Source organism: Mesorhizobium amorphae CCNWGS0123, from assembly GCF_001686985.1.
Classification (GTDB): Bacteria; Pseudomonadota; Alphaproteobacteria; order Rhizobiales; family Rhizobiaceae; genus Mesorhizobium; species Mesorhizobium amorphae.
In genome coordinates this window covers 5,410,253-5,432,170 of the sequence record NZ_CP015318.1, presented here as the reverse complement: position 1 = coordinate 5,432,170, position 21,918 = coordinate 5,410,253, and the positions used below count along the sequence as shown (strand labels likewise).

At 60.2% G+C, this 21,918-nt stretch carries 17 protein-coding genes and 7 pseudogenes; 13 read left to right on the top strand and 11 right to left on the bottom strand.

Features of this window, described 5'->3' with window-relative positions:
- The first annotated feature begins 137 nt into the window (after positions 1-137).
- Positions 138-1,120 (top strand): annotated as a pseudogene (locus A6B35_RS37375) (LysR family transcriptional regulator).
- 324 nt (positions 1,121-1,444) lie between these two features.
- Here A6B35_RS37375 and A6B35_RS25355 read toward each other — a convergent pair.
- Positions 1,445-2,074: pseudogene (locus A6B35_RS25355) on the bottom strand (Rossmann-fold NAD(P)-binding domain-containing protein); the annotation flags it as partial.
- A 757-nt stretch (positions 2,075-2,831) separates the two neighbouring features.
- Between A6B35_RS25355 and A6B35_RS34720 the strand changes: the two are divergent.
- Entirely contained in the window at positions 2,832-3,128 is a 297-nt protein-coding gene (locus A6B35_RS34720; RefSeq protein WP_081482229.1) for a PilZ domain-containing protein, read from the top strand.
- A gap of 176 nt (positions 3,129-3,304) precedes the next feature.
- Here A6B35_RS34720 and A6B35_RS25340 read toward each other — a convergent pair whose 3' ends face one another.
- The 3 genes from A6B35_RS25340 to A6B35_RS25330 all read right to left on the bottom strand — a co-directional run bounded on the left by A6B35_RS25340 (position 3,305) and on the right by A6B35_RS25330 (position 4,697).
- Positions 3,305-3,613 carry a hypothetical protein gene (locus A6B35_RS25340; RefSeq protein ID WP_006204415.1) on the bottom strand — a complete coding sequence of 103 codons (309 nt, stop codon included), beginning with the start codon at positions 3,611-3,613 and terminating at the stop codon, positions 3,305-3,307.
- 240 nt (positions 3,614-3,853) lie between these two features.
- Positions 3,854-4,393 carry a DnaJ domain-containing protein gene (locus A6B35_RS25335; protein ID WP_006206653.1) on the bottom strand — a complete coding sequence of 180 codons (540 nt, stop codon included), beginning with the start codon at positions 4,391-4,393 and terminating at the stop codon, positions 3,854-3,856.
- 118 nt (positions 4,394-4,511) lie between these two features.
- Positions 4,512-4,697, bottom strand: coding sequence for a hypothetical protein (locus A6B35_RS25330; RefSeq protein ID WP_006206654.1), 186 nt, complete (start codon positions 4,695-4,697; stop codon positions 4,512-4,514).
- A 261-nt stretch (positions 4,698-4,958) separates the two neighbouring features.
- Here A6B35_RS25330 and A6B35_RS35735 point away from each other — a divergent pair, with 261 nt between their 5' ends.
- Positions 4,959-5,132 (top strand): hypothetical protein, encoded by a 174-nt coding sequence (locus A6B35_RS35735; RefSeq protein ID WP_156788626.1) that lies wholly within the window; start codon positions 4,959-4,961, stop codon positions 5,130-5,132.
- A 32-nt stretch (positions 5,133-5,164) separates the two neighbouring features.
- Here the strand turns inward: A6B35_RS35735 and A6B35_RS25325 are convergent, their stop codons facing one another.
- Complete coding sequence (locus A6B35_RS25325) at positions 5,165-5,809, bottom strand: peroxiredoxin-like family protein (RefSeq protein WP_006206655.1); 645 nt, start codon at positions 5,807-5,809, stop codon at positions 5,165-5,167.
- A 236-nt stretch (positions 5,810-6,045) separates the two neighbouring features.
- Here A6B35_RS25325 and A6B35_RS34715 point away from each other — a divergent pair.
- Positions 6,046-6,228, top strand: a pseudogene (locus A6B35_RS34715) (YciE/YciF ferroxidase family protein); the annotation flags it as partial.
- A 358-nt stretch (positions 6,229-6,586) separates the two neighbouring features.
- Positions 6,587-7,834 (top strand): GGDEF domain-containing protein, encoded by a 1,248-nt coding sequence (locus A6B35_RS25320; RefSeq protein ID WP_040584291.1) that lies wholly within the window; start codon positions 6,587-6,589, stop codon positions 7,832-7,834.
- Positions 7,835-7,904: 70 nt separating this feature from the next.
- Here A6B35_RS25320 and A6B35_RS36755 read toward each other — a convergent pair.
- Positions 7,905-7,961, bottom strand: a pseudogene (locus tag A6B35_RS36755) (hypothetical protein); the annotation flags it as partial.
- On the opposite strand from A6B35_RS36755, the pseudogene A6B35_RS25315 reads away from it, so the two are divergent.
- Positions 7,939-8,824, top strand: a pseudogene (locus A6B35_RS25315) (NAD(P)-dependent alcohol dehydrogenase). The pseudogenes A6B35_RS36755 and A6B35_RS25315 sit on opposite strands and share 23 nt — an antisense overlap.
- A gap of 69 nt (positions 8,825-8,893) precedes the next feature.
- A pseudogene (locus tag A6B35_RS37740) lies at positions 8,894-9,576 on the top strand (helix-turn-helix transcriptional regulator).
- Between the two features lie 315 nt (positions 9,577-9,891).
- Here the strand turns inward: A6B35_RS37740 and A6B35_RS25305 are convergent.
- Together A6B35_RS25305 and A6B35_RS25300 are read right to left on the bottom strand one after the other, a co-directional pair.
- A complete protein-coding gene (locus A6B35_RS25305) occupies positions 9,892-10,815 on the bottom strand; it encodes a proline iminopeptidase-family hydrolase (RefSeq protein ID WP_050900904.1) in 924 nt (307 codons plus the stop codon).
- 54 nt (positions 10,816-10,869) lie between these two features.
- Complete coding sequence (locus A6B35_RS25300) at positions 10,870-11,631, bottom strand: helix-turn-helix transcriptional regulator (protein ID WP_006206659.1); 762 nt, start codon at positions 11,629-11,631, stop codon at positions 10,870-10,872.
- Between the two features lie 116 nt (positions 11,632-11,747).
- On the opposite strand from A6B35_RS25300, the gene A6B35_RS25295 reads away from it, so the two are divergent.
- The 5 genes from A6B35_RS25295 to A6B35_RS25275 are packed head-to-tail and all read left to right on the top strand — an operon-like array spanning position 11,748 to position 17,695.
- Positions 11,748-12,638, top strand: a complete 891-nt coding sequence (locus tag A6B35_RS25295; RefSeq protein WP_040584293.1) for a proline iminopeptidase-family hydrolase — start codon at positions 11,748-11,750, stop codon at positions 12,636-12,638.
- A 51-nt stretch (positions 12,639-12,689) separates the two neighbouring features.
- Positions 12,690-13,628 (top strand): ABC transporter permease, encoded by a 939-nt coding sequence (locus A6B35_RS25290; protein WP_006206661.1) that lies wholly within the window; start codon positions 12,690-12,692, stop codon positions 13,626-13,628.
- Positions 13,625-14,473, top strand: coding sequence for an ABC transporter permease (locus A6B35_RS25285; protein WP_006206662.1), 849 nt, complete (start codon positions 13,625-13,627; stop codon positions 14,471-14,473). Before A6B35_RS25290 ends, A6B35_RS25285 begins: the two co-directional genes overlap by 4 nt.
- Entirely contained in the window at positions 14,470-16,146 is a 1,677-nt protein-coding gene (locus A6B35_RS25280; protein WP_006206663.1) for a dipeptide ABC transporter ATP-binding protein, read from the top strand. The genes A6B35_RS25285 and A6B35_RS25280 overlap by 4 nt, the downstream gene beginning before the upstream one ends.
- 49 nt (positions 16,147-16,195) lie before the next feature.
- The gene (locus A6B35_RS25275) at positions 16,196-17,695 is read left to right on the top strand and encodes an ABC transporter substrate-binding protein (RefSeq protein WP_006206664.1); all 1,500 of its coding nucleotides are present in this window, start codon (positions 16,196-16,198) and stop codon (positions 17,693-17,695) included.
- A 69-nt stretch (positions 17,696-17,764) separates the two neighbouring features.
- On the opposite strand, the gene A6B35_RS25270 is transcribed toward A6B35_RS25275, so the two are convergent.
- From A6B35_RS25270 to A6B35_RS36750, 3 genes are all read right to left on the bottom strand, one after another.
- Positions 17,765-18,961, bottom strand: coding sequence for an NADH:flavin oxidoreductase/NADH oxidase family protein (locus A6B35_RS25270; RefSeq protein ID WP_006206665.1), 1,197 nt, complete (start codon positions 18,959-18,961; stop codon positions 17,765-17,767).
- A gap of 126 nt (positions 18,962-19,087) precedes the next feature.
- On the bottom strand, positions 19,088-19,585 hold the full coding sequence (locus A6B35_RS25265) for a GNAT family N-acetyltransferase (protein WP_006206666.1): 498 nt from the start codon (positions 19,583-19,585) through the stop codon (positions 19,088-19,090).
- Positions 19,586-21,073: 1,488 nt separating this feature from the next.
- Positions 21,074-21,241, bottom strand: a complete 168-nt coding sequence (locus A6B35_RS36750) for a potassium channel family protein (RefSeq protein ID WP_244426147.1) — start codon at positions 21,239-21,241, stop codon at positions 21,074-21,076.
- 381 nt (positions 21,242-21,622) lie between these two features.
- Here A6B35_RS36750 and A6B35_RS36450 point away from each other — a divergent pair.
- Positions 21,623-21,727: pseudogene (locus A6B35_RS36450) on the top strand (ATP-binding protein); the annotation flags it as partial.
- Positions 21,728-21,918 lie beyond the last annotated feature (191 nt).

Here is a 21,918-nt window from a genome sequence, read left to right as displayed (position 1 = left end):
GACGAGGTCGGTCGCGGAACCATACGGAACGATACGGGAAGATTTCTGATTTTGGCCCACGAAAAAGCCAATAAAATCAATGATATTAATATGTCCTCCCAGGCCCACCAAAACGACCGCTTAAGTGGCTGATTTTTATGAGATTTTCTGAAGGGGCCAACGACGTGGACTCGAACCCCCTATTTTTAACCTGGCACTCATTGGTCGCACCTCCGCAAGTAGCGAAGACGTTGAGTCAACTGAAGGTCTTCCGAGAAGTGTTGCGGGCCGGTTCGACAAGGCGAGCGGCGGCAGCGCTCGGGATAAGCCAGCCGGCCGTCAGTCAACATGTGAAGCAACTCGAGACCACGGTCGGCCTCACACTCTTCAAGAGATCAGCCAACCGCATCGTTCCCTTGCAGGAAGCCTGGGAACTCCTGCGAAACGTAGAACTTGCCCTGACGTCCCTGGATCGGCTGGAAGCGTCGATCTTCGCAATGAAGAACGAGGAAAAGCAACGGATCGCGATTGCCGCGCCTTCTGTTTTCGGTTTCGTGACCTTGCCTAAGGTCGTCGCGACTATCCACTCAAAGACCGCGTCGAATGTGCGGTCGATTTCTGGAAGCTACGAGCAGATCGGCGAGCACATCCTGGCTGGGCGGGCAGATCTTGGAATCTCGAGATTGCCCTTGGACCCAAGTCTGTTTGAATGGGCGCCCCTTGGGTCAGCGCGCAACGTATGCATTTTCATCCCGACCATCGCTTCTCAAATCAGACCTGTATCGAGGCTCACGACCTGGCAGGCGAAATGATCATCGATATCGATCCCCAGTTCGCCGCCCACCAAATGAACTTCAATGCCTTGCGCTTCGCCGGCGTTGAACCAGACATAATGGTGGAATTCGATTGCAACGGTCACGAAGCCGGATACGTTTCGGCTGGCCTAGACATTTCGATAACCAATGAGATCATCGCGCGTGAATACGCGGCGTTTCACTTGGGAATAAAGCCGGTGGAACCGTCCGCGCTCTATCACTACGTTGCGATTTGGCAGAAGGGCAGGACCTTTTCGAACGCACTGAATGTGTCGCTCGAGGCGATCATCGCTGCCTTTTCCACGGAGCCGCCTGCGAGAGGTTGATAGGTATTCCTCTGGCGGCTGGAGAAACAACGCCAGGCGGCCAAGTGCGGGCAGCGCGCGAGATGGCGGCGCGGCACAACCACCGAAAAGCCCGCGCCTCTGGCGGAGGACGCGGGCCGACCGGAGGCCCGATCTTCAGCAGGCGATGGAGGGCATCGCCCGCCGCGCACAAACATTTAGATCTAGCTAATGTTCCGTCAAGTCGGTTCTGGTCGCCGATGGAAACGTCGGCTTCCCGTCGCGACTAGTCTTCCTCTGGATGCCTCCCTGGTTGGAGGTGCAGGACAATTATTAAGACGGGGCGAACGCTTTGGGCTCGTTTTCTCAAGCCGCCGGCTGCATGGCCGCTCTCAGCAGCATGCCGAACAGGTCGCGTGGCTCGTCGGGATCGGCGAGCAAATCGAGTTCCTCATAGAGGCCGGCCGCTTGCAGCTGGTCACGCACATAGCGTAGTGCCGAAAAGTCCTCGATGGCGAAGCCGACGGAATCGAACAGCGTGATCTGCTTGGCGTCTCGGCGACCTTGGGCCTTTGCTGCGATTACTTCCCAGAGCTAGGTCACCGGATGGTTGGGATCCAGCTGCTGGATCTCGCCCTCGATGCGTGTCTGCGGGGGGAACTCGACGAAAATGTCGGAGCGCAGCAGGATGTCCTTGTGCAGTTCGGTCTTGCCGGGGCAATCACCGCCGACGGCGTTGATGTGGACGCCGGAGCCGACCATGTTGTCGGTGAGGATGGTGGCGCACTGCTTGTCGGCGGTAACGGTCGTGATGATCCCGGCACCTTCAACCGCTTCCTGCCCGGTTTCGCAGATGGTGATATCAAAGCCCATACCAGCCAGGTTCTTCGCGCATTTGCGCGAGGCGGATCGGTCGATGTCGTAGAGCCTGAGCCGGTCGACGCCGGTCAGCGCCTTGAAGGCGATCGCCTGGAATTCCGACTGGGCGCCATTACCCGAACGTGAGCGCCGCCCCCTACCGATGAGCTAATCCACCGTATCGTGGGCGTCCTACGCCTTGGGGCGCGGTATTTCTCGACCAGTCTGACCTTGTCGAGTGCGACAGCGGTCCCAGAGCGATCGTAACGCCATTTTCGTCGATCTCGGCAGGAATGATCGTCGCGTATCGTGTCGATGTCGAAATTTCTCCTTGGATCTTGGGAACAAAGTTCTTGCTCGCCAGTTTCTTGGCGCCTTCAACATTAGGGAGCGACCTATGAGGTTTACTGCGGTACAGGAGCCGTCTGGGACGTGGGCGGTTTTTGATCAGATTTTCGATCTGCCAGCCGAATTAGCCGGCCGATCCCTTATTGGATTGACGCGGGATGAGGCCGATCGTCTCGCCCCAAGTGCCAAACAGGAAATCTCTAGGTGGCGGCCGACTTCTGGATCTGCTGGGGCGAGTTCAAGGGGGTAGCGGATGTCGCTCGGGGAAAAGTTTGGGAGATGGCGAAGGCCGGGCGGGTCATCAGACGAGCCTGGTGCCGCCGTGCCGAAGCACGAGTTGGAACACATCATGAGGCTTGGGCGACTCAACCGCGACCAAGCTTTAGCGCTGCTCACAAAGTTCCAGGGCGATAGAGAGGCGATGTTTGCGGACCTGGCGTCTCTTCGGAAGCAGGACCGTCAGAAGAGTGAGGATTTCGGTTAGCATGCCGCTAACCATGCTCTGCCGAGCGTACGGATCGATGCGGAGCCCTTGGAGTTTATCCTCATGGAACAATTCGCGCCCAAAGACGATGTACGTCGCCAGCGCCGATCACGCGTGCTTAAGGGCGCGAGCATCATTACCGGAATCCAAAACTCCGAGGTTAGCTGCACTGTCCGAAATCAGCATGTGAACGGGGCTGAATTGCGTGTGGCGCCTGACGCGAAAGTCCCAGAGCGCTTCCTGCTCTATGTTCCGGTGGATGGAATTGCCTATCGAGCCACAGTTTGTTGGCGCAAAAATGATCGGGTAGGCGTCCAGTTTAATGGGACTGAGCCCAAGCCGAAGCTCCACTATGGTTGAGGCCCCGTAGTTCGCGGTCGAGCGTTCGCAATGATTCAGTTTTGCCATCATGGGCGGCCCGATTGCCTTAACCTTCGGGGAGAGGACAACCGGGCCATGCCGGAGATGGGTAGCCCCGGCGAGTTCTAATCTGCAACTTTGCTAAATTCATTGCAATCGCTGGCTACAGGCCGAGGCTAGTCGACCAAGTCACGGAGTGGCTTCTTGCGCGTTGGCGGCCGATATTTGTCCACCAGCCTGACCTTGTCGAGTGCAACGGTCACAAGCGGACCTAGGGCGATTGTCACAGTCTCGTTATCGATGCGCGTGACCTCACCGGTAAGCTCGACCTGCTGGCCGCGCATTGTCATTTTCGACGAATCGCGGATCGAATAGGGAAAGTTGTAGCTGGGGATGGCAACGCTGACGTGACCTGGATTGATCCGCCAGCGCACGGTCGCGGTTACCGCCACCAGATCTCCAACGCCAATTTTTCCCGTCGCCATGCAGACAATTCTGGAGCGAGCGCGGGCTTAGTCAACAGATTGCTAATATATGCGAACGGCATGGGAACAAAGAATTGCCTCCCTCGTTGAAAATGCTGGCCGGACGCCCTTGTGCCCCACTCCCGTTTCCGGCCAAGCCTTGAAGCCAGGCCCGCTGCTTTTTCCCGGCAGCGGGCCATTTCAGCGAGACGACAAGCAGGCGCCCAGGCAGGCCATCCAGCATGAACGCGCGCAGGGGCCTTAATGAGCGTGATCGAGTAGCCTGGTCACAGCGGCCTTACGAGGATATTCGGAGTTCGCGCGATCGATACCTTCAATGGTGATTGCGATCGTCCCGTTTTCGATCCTCGCTATCCAACCTTTGGCTTTCAGATACCAGAGATGGAATTCAAGGTGCTCGCGCGGGCAGTCTAACAAACGTTCGATTTCTACGTCGCCGATGCCGGGATTGTTGACGTCTTGCCGGCGTTTTGCATAAAGCAGCGAGAGCAGTTTCGCTTGAAGGTCGCTATCTCGTTCGATGCCCTTGGAGTTGCTGGCTTCCTGAGCCAGATCAAGGCGAATGTTCAAATGCTCTTTGTACTCGATGTCGTATTGCGCCCGCTTGACCGGATCCTTGAGCGTATTGTGTGCCTCCACGAGTTCGCTGAAGCGTACTTCATCCCCGGTGTCCTGATTGTCGGGATGGTAACGCATCGCAAAGTAGCGGAATATCCCCTCGATCGTTTCCAAATTGGCTCGCGGACTGATCTCTAGAAGCTCGTAGTAGTCTGTAAACAAAGGTGTTCCCCAATAACACACGGGGGCAGGATGTTATATTGCTCGCGAGCACGCAAGGGCGACCGAAGGCCCAATACACTACGCATTAGGTCCGAAGATGTTTAAAATTGTCTCGAATTCAATCCGCCAGATACCTTGCACAGATCAAGACTGCGGCCCAACCGATCACGTAAAACCACATCCAGCCCATGCCGGCGAAAGTATCTTTGATACCCTGTTTGCCGTCGAGTAGTGCAGCGCAAGCTACAACCATTGCCGCCAAGGAACTCACCGCGAAGAGGAAGACGGTCCAGTCGTTGTCCATGTGCGCCGAGCGTGTCTCAACGGGAATTGGAAATTATTTAAATGGCCGGTGCAGTCTGGGTATGCTCGCTGCTGTCTATTTGCACCACACCGGCCATTGCGGGATAGAAAGAAGCCCCAAGCCCCGCGCTGATTAGGCTACAGGCACATTAGAATCGGCTCAATTACGACTGAGTGCCCTGGGTTGACCGGGCCTAAAGACGCTGGAACACTTCCCCGGTGATGACGTTTCAGCGACCATCAAAGCAAAGGGGGCAATTTGATGAACACGCAACCGTGGAAGACTTCGGTCGAGATCGAGGAACTTGGAAATAGGCATTATGTTCGGGTCATCGAAGACGGCGTGGTAAGCGTCAAGGGCTTCCGTTCTCGGGCAGATGCCAAAGCCTTCGCCCAAGGCGAACAGGCACGGCTCGGACTTGATACGCGAGCGTAGAGCTCCTTCCAGCAGCCTATTTCCGCCGCCGATTAATGTGCAACTTGTGAAGCTGCCGACATCAGTTCCTCGGGGTTCGGTGTCTTGAACGTAATATCGGGGCCATCCTCCAGACCTTCAGTGAAGCTCCAGCGTACAATGCCCCCTCGGTCGATGAGGAACTGACCGACAAGCAACTCCTTAGCGGAAGCCATCATCCGCTGATCGGCTTCCGTAATTTCATATCCCTCCTTCTTGTTGAGGAACTCGTCCATTGCCATGGGGTCCATAGGCTCGGGCAACTCGCCCGGGAGATGGATCCGGATCCCCATGACCTCGTCCATCCCGACCTCGCGCAAGCCGAAAGCACGGTGTGAGGCCCGCTCGGGGTCCGACGCGGCGAGAAGATCGGGTGCCGGGTGGTAACGGAAATAGAGCCGCGCCCTCTCGACCGGCGTATTGACCACCGCCAGGCATTCGACGCCTCTCTCACGCAGGGCCGGCTCGAGTTGCGCCATTGCCGCGACATTGCGCCGACAGAACGCACAGTGCAGGCCGCGAAACAAACCGATCAACAACGGGCTTCGACCGCGAAAATCAGTGAGCGCGATCTTGCCGTCGCGGGATATCGCGTCGAGCACAATATTCGGTGCCCGGTCGCCCGGCTGCAGCGGGCGGTCGACACTACTCGTGGACATGGACAACCTCCTCGCCCGGACCAATCAAGAAAAGGCAGCGCACCCAGCGCTCGTAGTTGAGCCGTGCTGGGGGCGCAGAACTTCCTGCGCCAGGGCAAAATACCTTCGGCCTCTGCCATATTGCCAAGGTCGAGATTGCGCGTTGCAACGCCATCATAACACGAAAAAAGCATCTGCGGGTCGCTCGTTTCGCGAGACCGCCACGAGCGCCGCCCATAACGGGTCAATAGGTTTGGCTGGCGGCCTGCCAGGCAGTCGAGCACTACGAAATTTCCCGGTACGGCTCTCTGCGGGAATGGGCAAAGGACCTCGGGCATGACGAGGCGCAAACGCTGCTCAGCGAGATCCTTGACCAGGAGAAAGCCACCAACAACAAGCTGACGAACCTCGCAGTCACGTCGATAAACAGGACACATTGATCCGCGCCTTAAGTGCTGGCATCGCCCTCGCTTGGAAGCCCGAGGGGCTTCGTCAGGATCGTAGACGCCGGGCTCCGCGCCTCTACCGTCTGACAGCGCTCCTGTCTGCCTATGTCCCGGTGGACGACGATCTGCGGCACGGTCTCGTTGACATGGTCCAAGCCTGCTAGCAGGTCGCGATCAAGGATGGAACTCCGCGGTTGCTTACCGTGTGGTTACAACTGAATATGCAAATCAGCTCCTGCTAGACATCAAATCTTCAGGATAGCTTGGCATCCTTGCCCATCGCCGACGACCGGATGGCTCGGATGGATGTTCAGGAGAAAGCAGCTTAGGGGCCTATCGATTGTCAGATCGGATGCACCTCGAAGTGCAGGATGATCCTGCCATAGCTGCAGAAGTTGACCGACTTCTGGCACGCCGCACGCGCGACATCCGCCTCAGAGGCGAGATCAAACGCCTGTTTCGAGCGCGTGTCTGGTCGCAAACGGCCAAGATCATCCGCGCCTGGATGATCTGGGTGGCCTTTTTGGATGTGCTGACCCTGGCGCTCAACATGTTGATGCTTCCAAGAGCGATCGCGCTGTCGATGCTCCTGCCTGGCGCCATCATTCCGCCCGTCGTTGTGGCCATCGTCCTTGTCTGGCGAAAACCGCAGGCGCCCTGGCTCCAAGGGGCTTCGCTGATCGCAGGCATGTTCCTCATCTTGTTGTCGATTGCTTTGGTCGGCGTAAGCGCTGGTGGCGAGTTCTACGAACGGCACTTGAACATCATGCTGTTCGTGGCCATTACAGCCATCATCATCTTCGGCATCCCGCTGGCCTGGACGGCAACTATTGCCGCATTGGCGCTCGGTATTTATCTCGTTTTTCAACTGCGGAACCCGGGCATCGAATTTGGGAGCGCCGTGGCTGCGACGCTGTTTTTCGCCAGCGGTATCTTCGCAACGGTCGCCGCGCGGCGCATCATGACAATTCTCGCTCAGAAGACTTTCCTGTTTGAGCTTCGCGACCGGCGCAGGGTCGCCGAACTGGCGGAAGCGAACGGTCGGCTGGAACTCCTGGCGCGTACCGATCCGCTCACCGGCATCGCCAACCGGCGCTGGATGACGGAAACGCTCGACCGCCTATGGGGCGGTGGCAGAAAATGCCCCGACGGTGCCGCTATGCTGATGTGCGACATTGACGACTTCAAGAAGCTGAACGATCATCTCGGCCATGCTGAGGGCGATCGCTGTCTGGTCGTGGTCGCCAGCACTATCCAGGAAAACGTGAGGCGCGATCACGATCACGTGGCCCGCTACGGCGGTGAAGAATTCCTCGTGCTCTTGCCCGGGGTGGACGAGGAAATGGCCATCTCTGTGGCTGAGCGAATTCGTAAGAGCGTTGAGGCCACCGCTTTTCCCAACCCGGCATCCCGCGTGTCACGCCGCGTCACTCTCAGCATTGGAGTTGCAGTTCAGACGGCTGACGAGGCCATCTCACCGGAGCAGTTACAGCGTCAGGCGGATGCGGCTCTCTATCTTGCCAAGCAAACCGGCCGCAACCGAGTGCTGCTCCACAGACAGGAGTCATTCGGGCGCAAACATATTCAGTCGACGCGGTGATGCCGTGGTAGGAGGCCTGGACCAAACTTGCACTACGGGCCGCTTTCAAAAATACCCTTCTTGCTTGTTGCGGAGCCCGCCATCCGTCCAAGGAGTCGCGGCAAGTGCGGCAAGCAGAGCTTCGCACGCCGGGCAAGGGCGAGGTCGCCGTCAAGGTCGCCTTCGCGGCCATCAATCCAATCGACTGGAAAGTCCGCAACGGATACCTGAAGATGGTGACCGGGAAGACATTTCCACGCGCCCCTGGGCAGCGACTTTTCTGGCAGGGTGATTTCGGTCGGCCCGGGCGTTACCCGCTTCAAGGTGGGGGACGCTGTATTCGGGTCTGCCAAGATCAAGAATGGTGGTGCACTCGGCGAAGCCGTGATTGCCCCGGAGACTTTTCTCGCCAGGAAACCTGGTTCCGTGTCGTTCGAGGAAGCTGCGTGCCTCGGGACCCCAGGAATAACGGCGTGGAACGGCCTGGTTGACAAGGCGAACCTGCAGGCAGGCGCCAAGGTCTTGATCAACGGCTGCACCGGCGGGGTCGGCGAATCCGCCGGTCAGATCGCGCGGATGCTCGGGGCCGAGGTCTCGGGTAGCTGTAGTGCGCAACAGAAGGGTCGCGCCGAGCAGTTGGGGGTAACCCAAGTCTATGACTACCGGACTACGGATATCTCGAAGATCGCGGATCGGTTCGACGTCGTGTATGACACGGCCGGAACCATGACGGTCGCGGCAGGGCTCGGCCTGCTCCGCAAGGGTGGCGTGTACCTGGACATCAATCCGACGCCAGGCAAGTTCATCCGCGCGGTCTTCGACCGCAGGCTCAAGCCGATCGTCTGCACGGCGAGGAACGATATCCTGGACGGCCTCGCCCGCTCGGCGAGCGATGGAAAGCTCCGGCTTCCGGTCGCCCTGACCGTTCCTCTTGAGAACGCGATCGCTCTGGTCACGGCTCTGGAGCAGGGACGCAAGCTGAACGGCAAAGCGATCGTGTCAATGCCTTGAGCAAACCCCTGCCAAAATTTGGCATTGGCTGGTAGAATCGCGTCCAAGAGCAATCGGCTGTTCGATCTGATGCAGATGCTGCGCCGGCACAATGGTCCTGTGCCGGGCATTGAGCTCGCGCGCGAAGCTGGCGTTTCCTTGCGGACCATCTACCGCGATATCGGCACCCTCCAGGCAATGGGAGCCGATATCGAAGGGGAGCCAGGCTTCGGTTATGTGCTGAAGCCTGGCTTTCTGCTGCCGCCGCTCATGTTCTCCCAAGAGGAGCTCCAGGCGCTCACGCTCGGCGCACAATGGGTCGGTCACCAGACGGATGACGGCCTCGCCTTCGCCGCCCAATAATGCGATCGCGAACATCGGCGCGGTCTTGCCGACCGAGTTACGGCATTTGCTGACCGACAATGCTTTCCACGTTGGACGCAACAGGCCCCAGACGCCGGCAGTGGACCTGAGCCTGCTCCGTCAGGCCATGCGCGAACAGTTCAAGCTCCATATCGCCTACAAGGATCCGGCGGGCGGTCTAACCCAGCGTATCATCTGGCCCATCATGCTTGGCTTCATCGAGGACAAACGCTTCATCGCGGGCTGGTGCGAACTGCGGCAGGATTTTCGTTACGTTCCGCGTCGATCGGATCGAGCGCGTCGAACTCTTCGAAGAGCGCTATCCCGGCCGCCGTCGCGACCTCGCCAAGCGTTGGCGAACAATGGCGGACGAGGAACGGGCGAGCGCGACCGGCAACGTCACCTCGTAGGTCCCAGGGATGATTCCGCCAGCTACTGGCGGCGGAAACCGTCCACATCTGCTGGATGCAAAGGTCGGCTAGCTACCCAATCATCCCGAAAGCTGCCGGTCCCTTTACGGCCCATTCCCGCCGCTACGCTATCACAACGGCCGCTCGGCACCTCGATTTGACCAGTCTGTCGATGCGAAGGTCCTGGGTGGATGTGTCCGCGCGGCGGTCCTTTCGGAGGCAAGCCACGCGAATCAGGCGTCGAGCTGCCTCCGTCACCGCGACATCGGGGAGGTGCGAAAGGTGATCCCGCGTCCCGATGCTTGCCGGTGCTCCTCAGTCCTGCGTCTTGAGAAAGTCCGAGACAGTGCGCATGCAGAGCTCCCGCTCCTCGACATGCGGCATGTGGCTCGAATGCTCGAAAAGTACCCATCGAATACCCGGAACGCGCTCCACATAGGGTCGAACTACCTCGGGCGTGGCCTCGTCGTGGCGGCCCGAAATCAGCAGTGTCGGTACCGCGATGTCGGGCAGCCGGTCCTCGATGGTCCAGTCCTTCATCGTGCCGATGACGTGGAATTCGGTCGGGCCGTTCATGTTGCGGTAGACCGTGTTGTCCTCGTCCATGATGGCGAAGGTTCGCGCCACCTCCGGCGGCCATGGGACGACCCGGCAGACATGTCGGTCGTAGAACACGCGCGAGGCTGCTACATATTCAGGATCGGTGATCGTGCCGGCGGCCTCGTGCCGTGTGAGCGTATCCTGGACGTCGGCGGGCAGTTCACGGCGCAGCCGATTGGCCTCGGACACCCAGGTGCGCATGTTGGCCGGCGAGTTGGCGATCACCAGGGCCTTGAGGCCTTCCGGCCGGCGCACGGCATGCTCGGCGCCGAGCATGCCGCCCCAGGACTGGCCAAGGAAGGCGTAGCGCTGCTCGATCCCGAGCGACCGCAACAGCGTATCGAGTTCGTCAAGGAACAGGTCGACGGTCCAGAAGTCTGGTCCCTTCTCCGGCAGCCGAGTGGAGTTGCCATTTCCAAGCTGGTCGTAGTGTATCACGGCCCGGCCATCGAGAGCCGCGATGTCCTTGAAAGTGTCGACATAGTCGTAGGTGCAGCCTGGTCCCCCATGGGCGACCACCAGGGGGAGCCTCGGCGAATCTAGGTTGCCGGCGATGCGGTACCAGGTGCGGGAGCCGCGAAACGCGACATGGCCTTCCTTCGCTTCCGTCACGGCGGCTCTCCTCGTTGCGGCGGGCATCGTAGGGCGAGCCTGCCCGAGGCGGCAGCTATGAAAAGTAATAGGGTCTGTCGGTCAGTTGTCGAGCAGGCGGAAATGCGCGGCGCGAACGACGGCCTGCGTTCGGTTCCTGGCGCCCAGCTTCCTGGCGGCGGCCGTGAGGTGCATGACGACAGTAGGAACCGAGCGCCCGATGACGCGCGCGATCTCCTTGGCAGAGAGCCCATGTGCCGAATGGCGGAGACACTCGCGCTCACGCTCGGTCAGCGCCGGCAATCGCGGACTGAGGGCCGAGCGGTTGTAGTAGGCGTAGGCCGCGTCATGGAAGACATGCGCGAGCAGGCCGAACTGGGCGATGCTTCCGGGATCGCGCGGAACATCTTCTCCGGCGCCGAAACGTACCCCGGTGACCGTGGCATAGCCGCCGCGCGGCATATGAATGGGGATCGTCACGCCTCGGGTGAGATCGCGCTCTCGCAGATATCGCGCCACCGGCTCCGTCGTCTCGTTGAGTAGCGCGCGTATTTCCGTGTCGGCTCCATCGTCGTAGTTCCAGGCGAAGGGCCTGGAACTGTGCGCGGCGACGAGTTGCACGGGATCGATGCGGAAGTAGCCGCGATCGCACCAATAGTCGTACATGTCGTCATCGATGTTGCGCAGCTTGAGCATCGACGGGATCATGATCGAGCCGTCGAGGTCGTAAGGCACGGGCGTATAGTCGTATATCAAGGCTTCGTAGCCGAGGCCGCGCATCGCTACGAACGCCTCGTCGATGCAACCGTCCAGGGTGCCATGGCGAGCGAAGCGCCGCCTGATCGTGGTGATTTCGTCCAGCATGAGCTCTTCCGCCGACACCCTCCCGGACCCACCCTATCACTTCTTATAGCTGATGCACTCCCAACGTTTCGCTTAAAATATGAGCATGCCTAAAAGCTGTGCATTCGGAGCGTACCATGTGGCGTGAGATGGCGGCCGACGATCGCATCGAGGTAAACGTCGACGGCTTTAAGGTCGTTGCCTACAGCTTCGGCGCCGGCAGCGAGACGGTGTTCTGCCTCAACGGCGGACCTGGCCTGCCCTGCGACTACCTTCGCGAATCGCACTCCTGTCTGGTAGACCAGGGATACAGGGTCGTGGCGTTCGACCAGCTTGGCACCGGCGCCTCCGACCGGCCGACGGACACCTCGTTGTGGACCATCGCGCGCTACGTCGAGGAGACCGAGACGGTTCGCAAGACGCTGGGGCTCGGCAAGGTCCACATGTTGGGTCATTCCTGGGGCGGCTGGCTGGCGATCGACTATGCGCTTGCCTACCAGCAGAACCTGCAGACGTTGATCCTTGAGGATACCGTCGCCGATATGCCGCATCTTGTGCTGGAACTGGAACGCCTGCGCGCCTCGCTGGGACCCGAGACCGTATCGATGATGCAGAAGCACGAGGCGCAGGGAACCTACGATCATCCGGAATACATGGCGGCGGTGACGATCCTCAACTACCGCCATGTCTGCCGCCTGCCCGAATGGCCGGCGCCGGTGCGCCGCTCGCTCGACGACTGGAACATGGGACCCTACGCGACCATGCAAGGTCCGAACGAGTTTCTCTACATCGGCAATCTCAAGGACTGGAACCGGGTGCCCGACCTGCCCAGGATCAAGGTGCAGGTGCTGATCACGCATGGCGAGCACGACGAACTGACGCCAGCCTGTGGTCTGCGCATGAAACTTGGCCTGCCGCAGTCGGAGTTGCACATCATCCCGAATGCGAGTCACATGCCCTTCTACGAGAACCCGGCTGCATACTATCCGATCCTTTCGGGGTTCCTCTCGCGCAACAAGGCAGGCTGATGCAGACGGAATGCAGGTGGAAGGGAGCGGACGGGGAAACCCCTCAGGGCCATGCATCGCTATAAGTTCGTTCTATACCGCCCGCTTCAGTTCCTGCCGGTGCTTTTCGGCATCAGCGTCATCACGTTCATCCTTGTCCGGCTGATCCCTGGCGATCCCGCTCGCGTTCTGCTTGGCACCCGCGCCACCCCGGAAGCGATCGCCCGCATCCGCGCCCAGTACGGCCTCGATGAGCCCCTGCTCGCCCAGTATTTCTACTTCCTGCGCAACCTCGCGGACGGCGAGATGGGGCGCTCGATCCTCTACAAGATCGATGTGCTGAAGCTGATCGCCACGCGCATCGAGCCTACTCTGATGCTGGTGCTTTGCAGCATGGTGCTGTCGGTATTGATCGCCGTGCCGGTGGCGGCGATCGCGGCGCGCAATCACGGCAGGCTGGCGGACCAGGTGATCCGCATCGTTTCCACCTTCGGCATCGGCTTCCCACCCTTCTGGCTCGGCCTGATGCTGATCATCCTATTCAGCGTCGAACTCGCCATCCTCCCGGTGTCCGGTTACGGCAATACGCTTTCTGAAAAGCTTGCGCATCTCGTGCTACCGAGCCTCACTGTCTCGCTGTCGCTGTCGACCGTTCTGGCGCGCAGTTTGCGTGCGGCGATGGTCGAAGGCTTGAGGTCCGACGTGGCGACTGCCGCGCGCGCGCGCGGCATGCCGGAGAGCATCGTGTTCTGGCGCCACGTGCTGCCAAATTCGCTGGTGCCGACCGTCAACCTTCTCGCCGTAAACATAGGTTGGCTGATAGGCGGCACCGTCGTGGTGGAGACCGTGTTTGCGCTGCCCGGCATGGGCCAGCTGCTGGTGCGCGCCATCTTCTCGCGCGACTACATGGTCGTGCAGGGCGTGGCGATGGTCTTCGCCTGCGCCACCGTGCTGATCAACTTCCTGGCCGACATCGTCACGGTGGCTCTCGATCCGAGGGTGAAGCTGTGAGCGAGCCCTTGGCCGCCCCCGCGCTCGGCAGGAGCGGCCGCTTTCGCCGCCGCGGCACGCTGGCGGCCGGCGTCTTTCTGCTTGGCGGGTTCGTCGTCCTGGCGCTCGGCGCGCCGCTGATCGCGCCCTACGATCCGATCGCACAGGACGCGACAGCACGGCTCCAGGGGCCGTCCTGGCTGCACTCGTTCGGGACCGACAATTTCGGCCGCGACATCCTCTCGCGCGTCATCTGGGGTGCGCGCATCGACCTGCAGATCGCCATCATCGGCGTCATCTTTCCCTTTCTCATCGGCACCACGCTGGGCACGGTAGCCGGCTTCTTCGGCGGGATAGTCGACGCCATCTTCATGCGGCTGGTCGACATCATCCTGGCCTTCCCGTTCCTGGTATTGATGCTGTCGATCATCGCGATCCTGGGGCCTGGCCTGGCCAGTTTCTACATCGCCATGGCCCTCGTCGGCTGGGTGTCCTACGCGCGGCTCGTCCGCGCCCAGATGCTCGTGCTCAAGAACCACGACTACGCGGTTGCCGCGGTCAGCCTCGGCTTCAGCCGCACGCGCATCATGTTCCGGCACCTCCTGCCCAATGCCGCTGCCGGCTCGGTCGTCTTCGCGATGTCCGACGCGGTCCTCGTCCTGCTGAATGGCGCGGCCATCAGCTATCTCGGGCTCGGCGTGCAGCCGCCAGTCGCGGAGTGGGGCGTGATGGTGGCGGAAGGCCAAGCCTTCGTCACCACCGCGTGGTGGATTACGCTGTTCCCGGGGCTTTCGATCGTGACGCTCGCCTTTGCCTTTAGCATGATCGGCGACGGGCTGGCCGATTTGTTCGGGGTCCACGAATGATAGCGGCGCTGCTCAAGATTACCGACCTGACGGTCGTCCATGACGATGACGGCGGGGAGCGTACCCTGCTTGATGCCGTGTCGCTCGACCTCGCCCCGGGAGAAGTGCTCGGGCTGGTCGGCGAGAGCGGGTCGGGCAAGAGCCTTCTCTGCCGCTCCCTCGTTAGGCTGCTGCCATCGAGCCGGCTCAGGATCAGCGGCGGCTCGATCACACTTTCCGGGCGTGAGCTGACGACTGCGCCGGAGGCCGAGATGCTCGCCGTGCGCGGCGGTGAAATCGGCATGATCTTCCAGAATCCGAGCAGTCATCTCGACCCGGTCATGAGGATCGGCGACCAGATCAGCGAGGGGATCCGCTTTCACCAGCGGCTGAACGCCAAGGCGGCGCGCGCCGCGGCCGTGGATATCCTCGCCCAGGTCGGGTTTCAGGACCCGGCTCGGCATTACGATAGCTATCCGCACGAATTCTCCGGCGGCATGCGCCAGCGCGCCATGATCGGCGCGGCACTATCGAGCAATCCCAGAATCCTGATCGCCGACGAGCCGACGACGGCACTCGACGTGACGATACAGGCGCAGATCCTGCGGCTTCTGATGGACATCCGCACCAGGCGTGGACTCTCGGTGATCCTGGTCACCCACGATCTCGGCATCGTCGCCCAAGTCTGCGACCGCATCGCGGTGATGAGGCAAGGTCGATTGGTGGAGGTTGGAGAGAAGCGCGGTCTGCTTGCGGCGCCGGCGCACGCCTACACCCGTTCGCTGATCGCCAGTCATCCCTCGCTGCCGGAGGAGGACATGCCGGCAAAGACTGAGAAGCGCCAGGCACCCGGAGCGGTGCCGCTGGTCGACATCGTGAAGCTGCATGTACGCTTCGCCACCGGCGGCCTGTTCCGGCGAGGCGCGGTTGATGCCATCAAAGAGGTCACGCTCCGTGTCATGCCGGGCGAAACGGTCGGCATTGTCGGCGAATCCGGAAGCGGCAAGAGCACTCTGGCGCGCGCCGTCCTTGGCCTTACGCCGGTCTCGTCAGGCACGATACGTTTCGATGGTGCGGACATCGCCTCGGGTCGCGCAGTCCTCGCCACGCTGCGACGCCAAACCGCGATGGTTTTCCAGGACCCCTACAACGCCCTCAACCCACATCTTACCGTTGGCAAGATGCTCGCGGAGGTCCTGCGGGTACAGGGCAAGATCGAGACCGCGCAAATACCAGCACGCTGCGGCGAACTGCTCGACCTGGTCGGCCTGGGTCGCGCGTTCCTCGACCGCAAGCCGCGCTCGATGAGCGGCGGCCAATGCCAGCGCGCCGGCATAGCTCGCGCGCTTGCCGTCGACCCGAAACTGATCATTGCGGACGAGTGCGTGGCCGCCCTCGACGTCACCATCCAGGCGCAGATCGTGGAGCTGTTCCGCGAACTGGTGGAGCGTATGTCGCTCACTCTGATATTCATCGCCCACGATCTCGCCATCGTGCGTAATCTCTGCCAGCGTGTAGTGGTGATGCACCGCGGCGCGATTGTCGAGGAAGGTCGGTCGGAAGAGGTGTTCTCCCGGCCGAAGCATGCCTACACCGCCGCGCTGATCGCCGCCATTCCGCATATCGATCCGGACAAGCCGCTGCTTGCTCCCTCGAAGATGGCGACCGCGCAGGCCGACGGGGTCGCAAACTGAAAACCAGAGGCAAACCAGAAGGGGAATACGGATGTTAAGAAGCAAATGGATGCGCATCGGCCTGGTCACCGTTATGACCAGCCTGTCCCTGGGGGCGACGCTCGCAGAAGCCGCCGGCGTACTGACGATCGGTCGGCGCGAGGATTCGACCACCTTCGATCCGATCAAGACCGCCCAGAACATCGACCTGTGGGTGTTCGCCAACGTCTATGACGTGCTGATCCGTGTGGACAAGACCGGCACCAAACTGGAGCCCGGTCTCGCCGAGAGCTGGGAGGTCAGCCCGGACGGCCTCACCTATACGCTCAAGCTGCGCGACGCGAAATTCTCGGACGGCTCCGACCTGACGGCCGGCGACGTGGTGTTCAGCCTCACCCGCATCAGGGACGATAAGGGCTCGCTGTGGGCGGATCCCTTCAAGGTGATGGATACGGTCGAGGCAACCGATCCGAAGACCGTCACGATCAAACTCAAGCAGGCGACCGCGCCATTCCTGGCGACGCTGGCCTTCCCGATCGCCTCAGTGCTTTCCAAGAAGGGGTTCGAGACGCTCGGTCCGGAGAAATATGCCGAAACGCCCATCGGCTCCGGCGCCTTCACCATCACGGAATGGCGGCGCGGCGACCGTGTCATCCTGGCGAAAAACCCGCATTTCTGGGAGGCCGACCGTGTCAGTCTCGATGGCGTCGAGTGGATCTCCGTGCCGGACGACAACACCCGCATGCTGAACGTGCAGGCCGGCCAGCTCGACACCGCGATCTTCGTGCCATTCTCGCGCGTCGCCGAACTACAGAAGGATTCCAACCTCACCGTCCATCTAGACCCGTCGACCCGCGAGGATCACTTGCTGATTAACCACGAGCATGGCGCGCTGGCGAAGAAGGAGGTGCGGCAGGCCCTCGACATGGCCATCGACGAGCAGGCTGTGGTCGACACGGTAACGTTCGGCTACGGCGAGGTCGCAAACTCCTACGTCCCGAAGGGCGCGCTCTATTACTACGCCGACAATCTGAAGCGGCCCTACGATCCGGAAAAGGCCAAGCAAATGCTGGCCGACGCCGGGGCTTCGGACCTGACGCTCAACTACGTCGTGCGCGCCGGCGACGAGATCGTCGAGCAGACGGCCGTGCTGCTGCAGCAGCAGCTCGCCAAAGCCGGCGTCACCGTCAACATACAGAAGGTCGACCCCAGCCAGGAATGGGACATGCTGGTGGCCGGCGACTACGACGTCGGCGTCAACTACTGGACAAACGACATTCTGGACCCAGACCAGAAGACCACCTTCGTGCTCGGCCACGACGCGAACATGAACTACATGACCCGCTACAACAACGAGAAGGTCAAGGAGTTGGTCGCGGCGGCGCGCACCGAGATGGATCCCGCCAAGCGCGAGCAAATGTACACCGACCTGCAGAAGATGGCCAAAGAGGACGTCAACTGGATCGATCTGTACTACAGCCCGTTCATCAACGTCTCTCGTAAGAACATCGAGAACTTCTACCAGAATCCGCTGGGCCGGTTCTTCCTGGAGGACGTGGTCAAGAACTAGACTTGTGAACGAAGCCGCGGGACGCCGCTCGGCGGCGTTCCGCTCAACCCTGGCGACACCCTTTGCCACTCAAGCTCCGAAGCAACTTTTCCAGATTTTAGCACGTCGAGCGTCTCGTGCTTCGTAGGCGCCGATTGCCGTGCTGATATCCTGAACCTCTGACGTCTCGCGATCCTCACTCAATTGGGTCAAACGCATTGTGTACCAGGCCGTGACACCGCCTTCCGGCCGCGAGGTGAATCTTGGGAACTGCGGGTTGCCCCCGGCTTCGCCCTGCCATGCGTTCGGCAAGCTGGGATCGAGAACCAACGCGCGCGCCAGACCGATCAAATCCGCAGCGCCACCTGAAACGGCTGATGTCGCCTGGTCTCGGGTCTTGAAGCCGCCGGTGACCATCAAGGGTTTTTGCGTTTGCAGCCGGGCCTTTCGGGCGAATTCGGTGAAATAGGGGCCGCTGCCCGCACTGTCAGAGGCAGATTTTGCTCCGGGAAAATAAGTGCCACCGCTGATATCAATGAGGTCGATCCCGGTTCCATCAAGTGCATCAATCAGCGTAAGGGCCTCATCTTCCTGAAAACCTCCATCCAGCTGATCGGACGCGTTCAGTTTGATGGCCACCGGGTAGTCAGGTCCGACCACTTGTCGGACTTCGTCTACGACCTCCAGCACGATCCGCATTCGCGCAGAGATTCCGCCGCCATAGTCATCGTTGCGGCGGTTGAACAAAGGCGAAAGGAACTGACTGAGCAGAAAGCCGTGTGCCGCATGTATCTCGACACCGCCGAAACCGAGCCTTTTTGCCATGATCGCTGTGTGCGCGAAGTCACCCGGCAGGTCGAGAATTTCGCTACGGCTAAGTGCGGCGCAGGTCAATCCGGGCAAGTCGATTGCACTCGGCCCTTTTGGAGTGCTGATCGGTGGGTAGGCCATCGCACCGGCATGGCCAAGCTGCAACCAGAGTTGCGCACCATTCGTTGAACCTGTTCGCGCAAGAGCCTCAAAACGGGACAGGTTGGAATGTGCGTTCAATACGAGATTCCCGGGCTTTTCGGCAAAATTCGGATTGCCCTGGACTTCGCCTATGATCGAGACGGCCACGCCGCCATGAGCCCATCGTTCGTAAAGCCGGAGTTGGGCGTCGGTAGGGTTGCCACATCCGTCACCGAGGGAATCCGACATCGCCGCCTTGGCAAGGCGGTTCTTCAGCACAACCCCGCATGGCAATTCTATGGGCTGGTATAATGCGTCGTGACCTTCTTCGTTCATCACTGTCGTTCCCGGAACATATATACCCGGCGGAGCACCGACCGCTTCGCGTAGTTCATCACACAGCCCAGAAATTGCCAGCCGATGAACCAGAAGCGGACATCCGAAGAGGATGGTTGCGAACCGCTAGACCCCCAAGCCTGGCTCGCCAGGTCGCGATACATACTCCGGGAACTCCGCGGCGCCTCGGCTCAGGGCCTTCACCATGAGAAGGCCATCGTCAAAGAAGCCGTTTCGAACATAAAACTGGCGCGTCCGTTCCTTGCCAAGCACCATGGCAATACGGAAGACAGCGCATCCAGTCCGCTCGCCCTCCGCCTCGATCCACGCCATCAGCCTGGTGCCTGTGCCAAGGCTGCGTAGCGTCGTGTCGACCACCACATGGTCGGCTTCGATGTACTTCCCGCACCAGAGCTGAATGCCCGTCCAGAAGCCGGAGAGCCCCACCATTCGATCGCCGATATAGGCCGCGATACAGCGATAATTGCCCTGAGCGAGCATCGCGGAGAGTCGTTCACGAAATGCTGCTTCGTCCAGATGCGAGTTGCTTTGCCGGAACACTGGATAGACCGAGAGCATCTCATCGAGCCCATTGAGTTCACGAATTGTCACCTCGTCGGTCACGACAGCCCTCCCTTGTCGTTCCACTCTGCGGTCGAGGCCGCGGTCCAGCGGGATATTCCAATCGGGGATTGAGCCATTGACCGCTTCGGGCCAGCTTCAGACCTGGTTCCACGGGCTGAACGTCCGCTATCGTTGTTCGGATGCCAGAAGCCGCCATTCCGCTGTTGATGCGGTGGACGGCTCTCCACCCCCTTGCGGCTATAGTCGCGGGGTTAGAGCTGGAGGAGAGCTGCCATGGGCATTGCTACATCCACGTCGATCGGGCGATCGCTTCCTCGCAGGGCCGCGCCATGATTGCATTACCGCACCTTGCCTGTTCGATGGACCGAGCAATGGCGAGCGCTTCCTCGCTTAGGTCGAGCAAATTCTCGTCCTCCAGCGGAGGAGATCGCATCGGGCGCGACTTTCACCGCAGTGCCGACGTTTCCGCGGCCAGCTATGTGCTGAAGCTTCCAGCGGTGGATAGTTGGCCCGGGTCTGGGGCCCTTGTTCGAACGCGCGGTGGGTAGCGTCGGCGCCTACTGGCTGGTCTGGCGCGAGCCGCCCGTCCGCGATCTCAGGTGCGGCAAGATAATCCGGCAGGCCGCGGGGCGGGGCGATGCTCCGCGTGCCATGAGGAAACTGGTATCGGTGGGGTTTTGAACCCCCGACACAAAATGTCTCTATTATCAACCAGTTAAGAAGAATCAGGTTGTCGGGGGTTGGTGTTCCAACCCTTCCCGTCAAAAATATATATTAATATCAGATGGTTACATGGCGATGATGTTAGCGGGAGAGCGCTACCGCCTTTCCCCCCACTCGTCGAGCTGCCAGTTCCGGCTTCGCTGCTGCGGTTAGCGAAGCGAGCCGATCTTAACTACCTATCCTGGGCGGCAAATGCCTGGCTCGCCAAAGGCAGAGCGTCGTCGCCGATCGGCCACCGGACTATCGAGAACCGAAATCGCGCGATACGGTCCGATCGGCTTCCATCCTGACACAAGCGGACCACCGCGAACGGGGACAGTCGGTCCCGCGTCCCGTCCTGCGGCCGGCGCTATGCTGACGCTCCTACGGCTGTCCTGTTCACCGCCCGCGGCGGGGGCGAATTTCCTCCGTCCTGCGTGCAACAATCGTCCCTGTTGCGGACGCCCGCAGGACTGCGGCTTATCGCCGCCGCGTCCGAAGCAATCGCGGCCTGAATGCGGTCGGCATGATGACCGTATAGATCTTCGCCCATGCTTAGTCCTCCCAACCCTGATGCCTTTCCTCCCGATCTGACCGGTCTGCGGTTCCCGTAGCACATAGTCAATTCGTCGAAAGAAGCAGAAAGCAGATGTCTTCCTCTCGCCTGTCTTTGAGCAAATTTGAGGTTACCCATCGAGAAGGAGCCTACCGACAGATTGCCGCGCGTTCATTGATCGGGAGCAAATCGGAGCATCTGCTGCTGTCGAAAATGTTCGCCGGCCTTGAACGGCTCGTGCGGGTGCCTGATGCGATCAGGTAGGCGGTCTAGCAGCCGATGAGCAGGGACCCGTTCACGCCCTCGAGTGCCGTCAGGATACGCCGCGCATGGGCGGGCACGATGTCGCCATAGCCAACCGTCGAGAAAGTGATGGTGGAAAAGTACAGGGCGGTTTCGAAGTCGGCGAAGATGTTGAGCATTCGGTATGGCGTCACGGGACCATGCGGAACGATACGGGAAGATTTCTGATCTTGGCCCACGAAAAACTCAACAAAATCAACGATTCTAATACGCCCTCCGGGCCCACCGTTGCTTTAACTTGTTGATTTTGTTGAATTTTATTGGCGTACTCACTTCGGCTTTTCTTGGACTCGAACCCCCGTCTTCCGGTAGTCGCTCGCCATTTGGTTGATTTGGGGCCATTGGAAGCAGAACGCAGAAAGTCTGCGCTCAAAGATGAGGAGTTTCTGCTGTACGTCGGGTTGGTCGGCCGATCGACAGCTGTAACGCTTTGATGGCTTCCACTGCATTTCCGTCTTCGGGGGTCGAAGACGTGCATGTTTCGCTCGACGCCAAAAAATTCTCGGTGCTGTCGAGCGCGATCGGCAGGCCGGTTGATACACATGCTCTCGAAGCTTTACGAGTGCACCTCGAACATCACTACCACCAATCTCACCTTCGGCGAATGGCCGAGTTCCTTCTTCAGATTTCTTGGCTGCCGTCACGGAAGCGCGTACTGAAATCCCAAGGCCGGGTCTGTTAATGCTTCTAGAATCATGCTTTATTTTAGAAATACCAGCTTAAATTATACACAAAAATTTTTAGTACGAGATATTATGCAGATTTACTAAACACAATTCGCATAACACGTAACTAACATTCATGCATCATA

What these genes read in the sequence shown, in the direction of transcription:
- A6B35_RS34720 (WP_081482229.1), top strand. Translation starts at nt 2,832, where the DNA reads ATGGAACAATTCGCGCCCAAAGACGATGTACGTCGCCAGCGCCGATCA.
- A6B35_RS25340 (WP_006204415.1), bottom strand. Translation starts at nt 3,613, where the DNA reads ATGGCGACGGGAAAAATTGGCGTTGGAGATCTGGTGGCGGTAACCGCG.
- A6B35_RS25330 (WP_006206654.1), bottom strand. Translation starts at nt 4,697, where the DNA reads ATGGACAACGACTGGACCGTCTTCCTCTTCGCGGTGAGTTCCTTGGCG.
- A6B35_RS35735 (WP_156788626.1), top strand. Translation starts at nt 4,959, where the DNA reads ATGAACACGCAACCGTGGAAGACTTCGGTCGAGATCGAGGAACTTGGA.
- A6B35_RS25325 (WP_006206655.1), bottom strand. Translation starts at nt 5,809, where the DNA reads ATGTCCACGAGTAGTGTCGACCGCCCGCTGCAGCCGGGCGACCGGGCA.
- A6B35_RS25320 (WP_040584291.1), top strand. Translation starts at nt 6,587, where the DNA reads ATGCACCTCGAAGTGCAGGATGATCCTGCCATAGCTGCAGAAGTTGAC.
- A6B35_RS25305 (WP_050900904.1), bottom strand. Translation starts at nt 10,815, where the DNA reads ATGCCCGCCGCAACGAGGAGAGCCGCCGTGACGGAAGCGAAGGAAGGC.
- A6B35_RS25300 (WP_006206659.1), bottom strand. Translation starts at nt 11,631, where the DNA reads ATGCTGGACGAAATCACCACGATCAGGCGGCGCTTCGCTCGCCATGGC.
- A6B35_RS25295 (WP_040584293.1), top strand. Translation starts at nt 11,748, where the DNA reads ATGTGGCGTGAGATGGCGGCCGACGATCGCATCGAGGTAAACGTCGAC.
- A6B35_RS25290 (WP_006206661.1), top strand. Translation starts at nt 12,690, where the DNA reads ATGCATCGCTATAAGTTCGTTCTATACCGCCCGCTTCAGTTCCTGCCG.
- A6B35_RS25280 (WP_006206663.1), top strand. Translation starts at nt 14,470, where the DNA reads ATGATAGCGGCGCTGCTCAAGATTACCGACCTGACGGTCGTCCATGAC.
- A6B35_RS25275 (WP_006206664.1), top strand. Translation starts at nt 16,196, where the DNA reads ATGCGCATCGGCCTGGTCACCGTTATGACCAGCCTGTCCCTGGGGGCG.
- A6B35_RS25270 (WP_006206665.1), bottom strand. Translation starts at nt 18,961, where the DNA reads ATGAACGAAGAAGGTCACGACGCATTATACCAGCCCATAGAATTGCCA.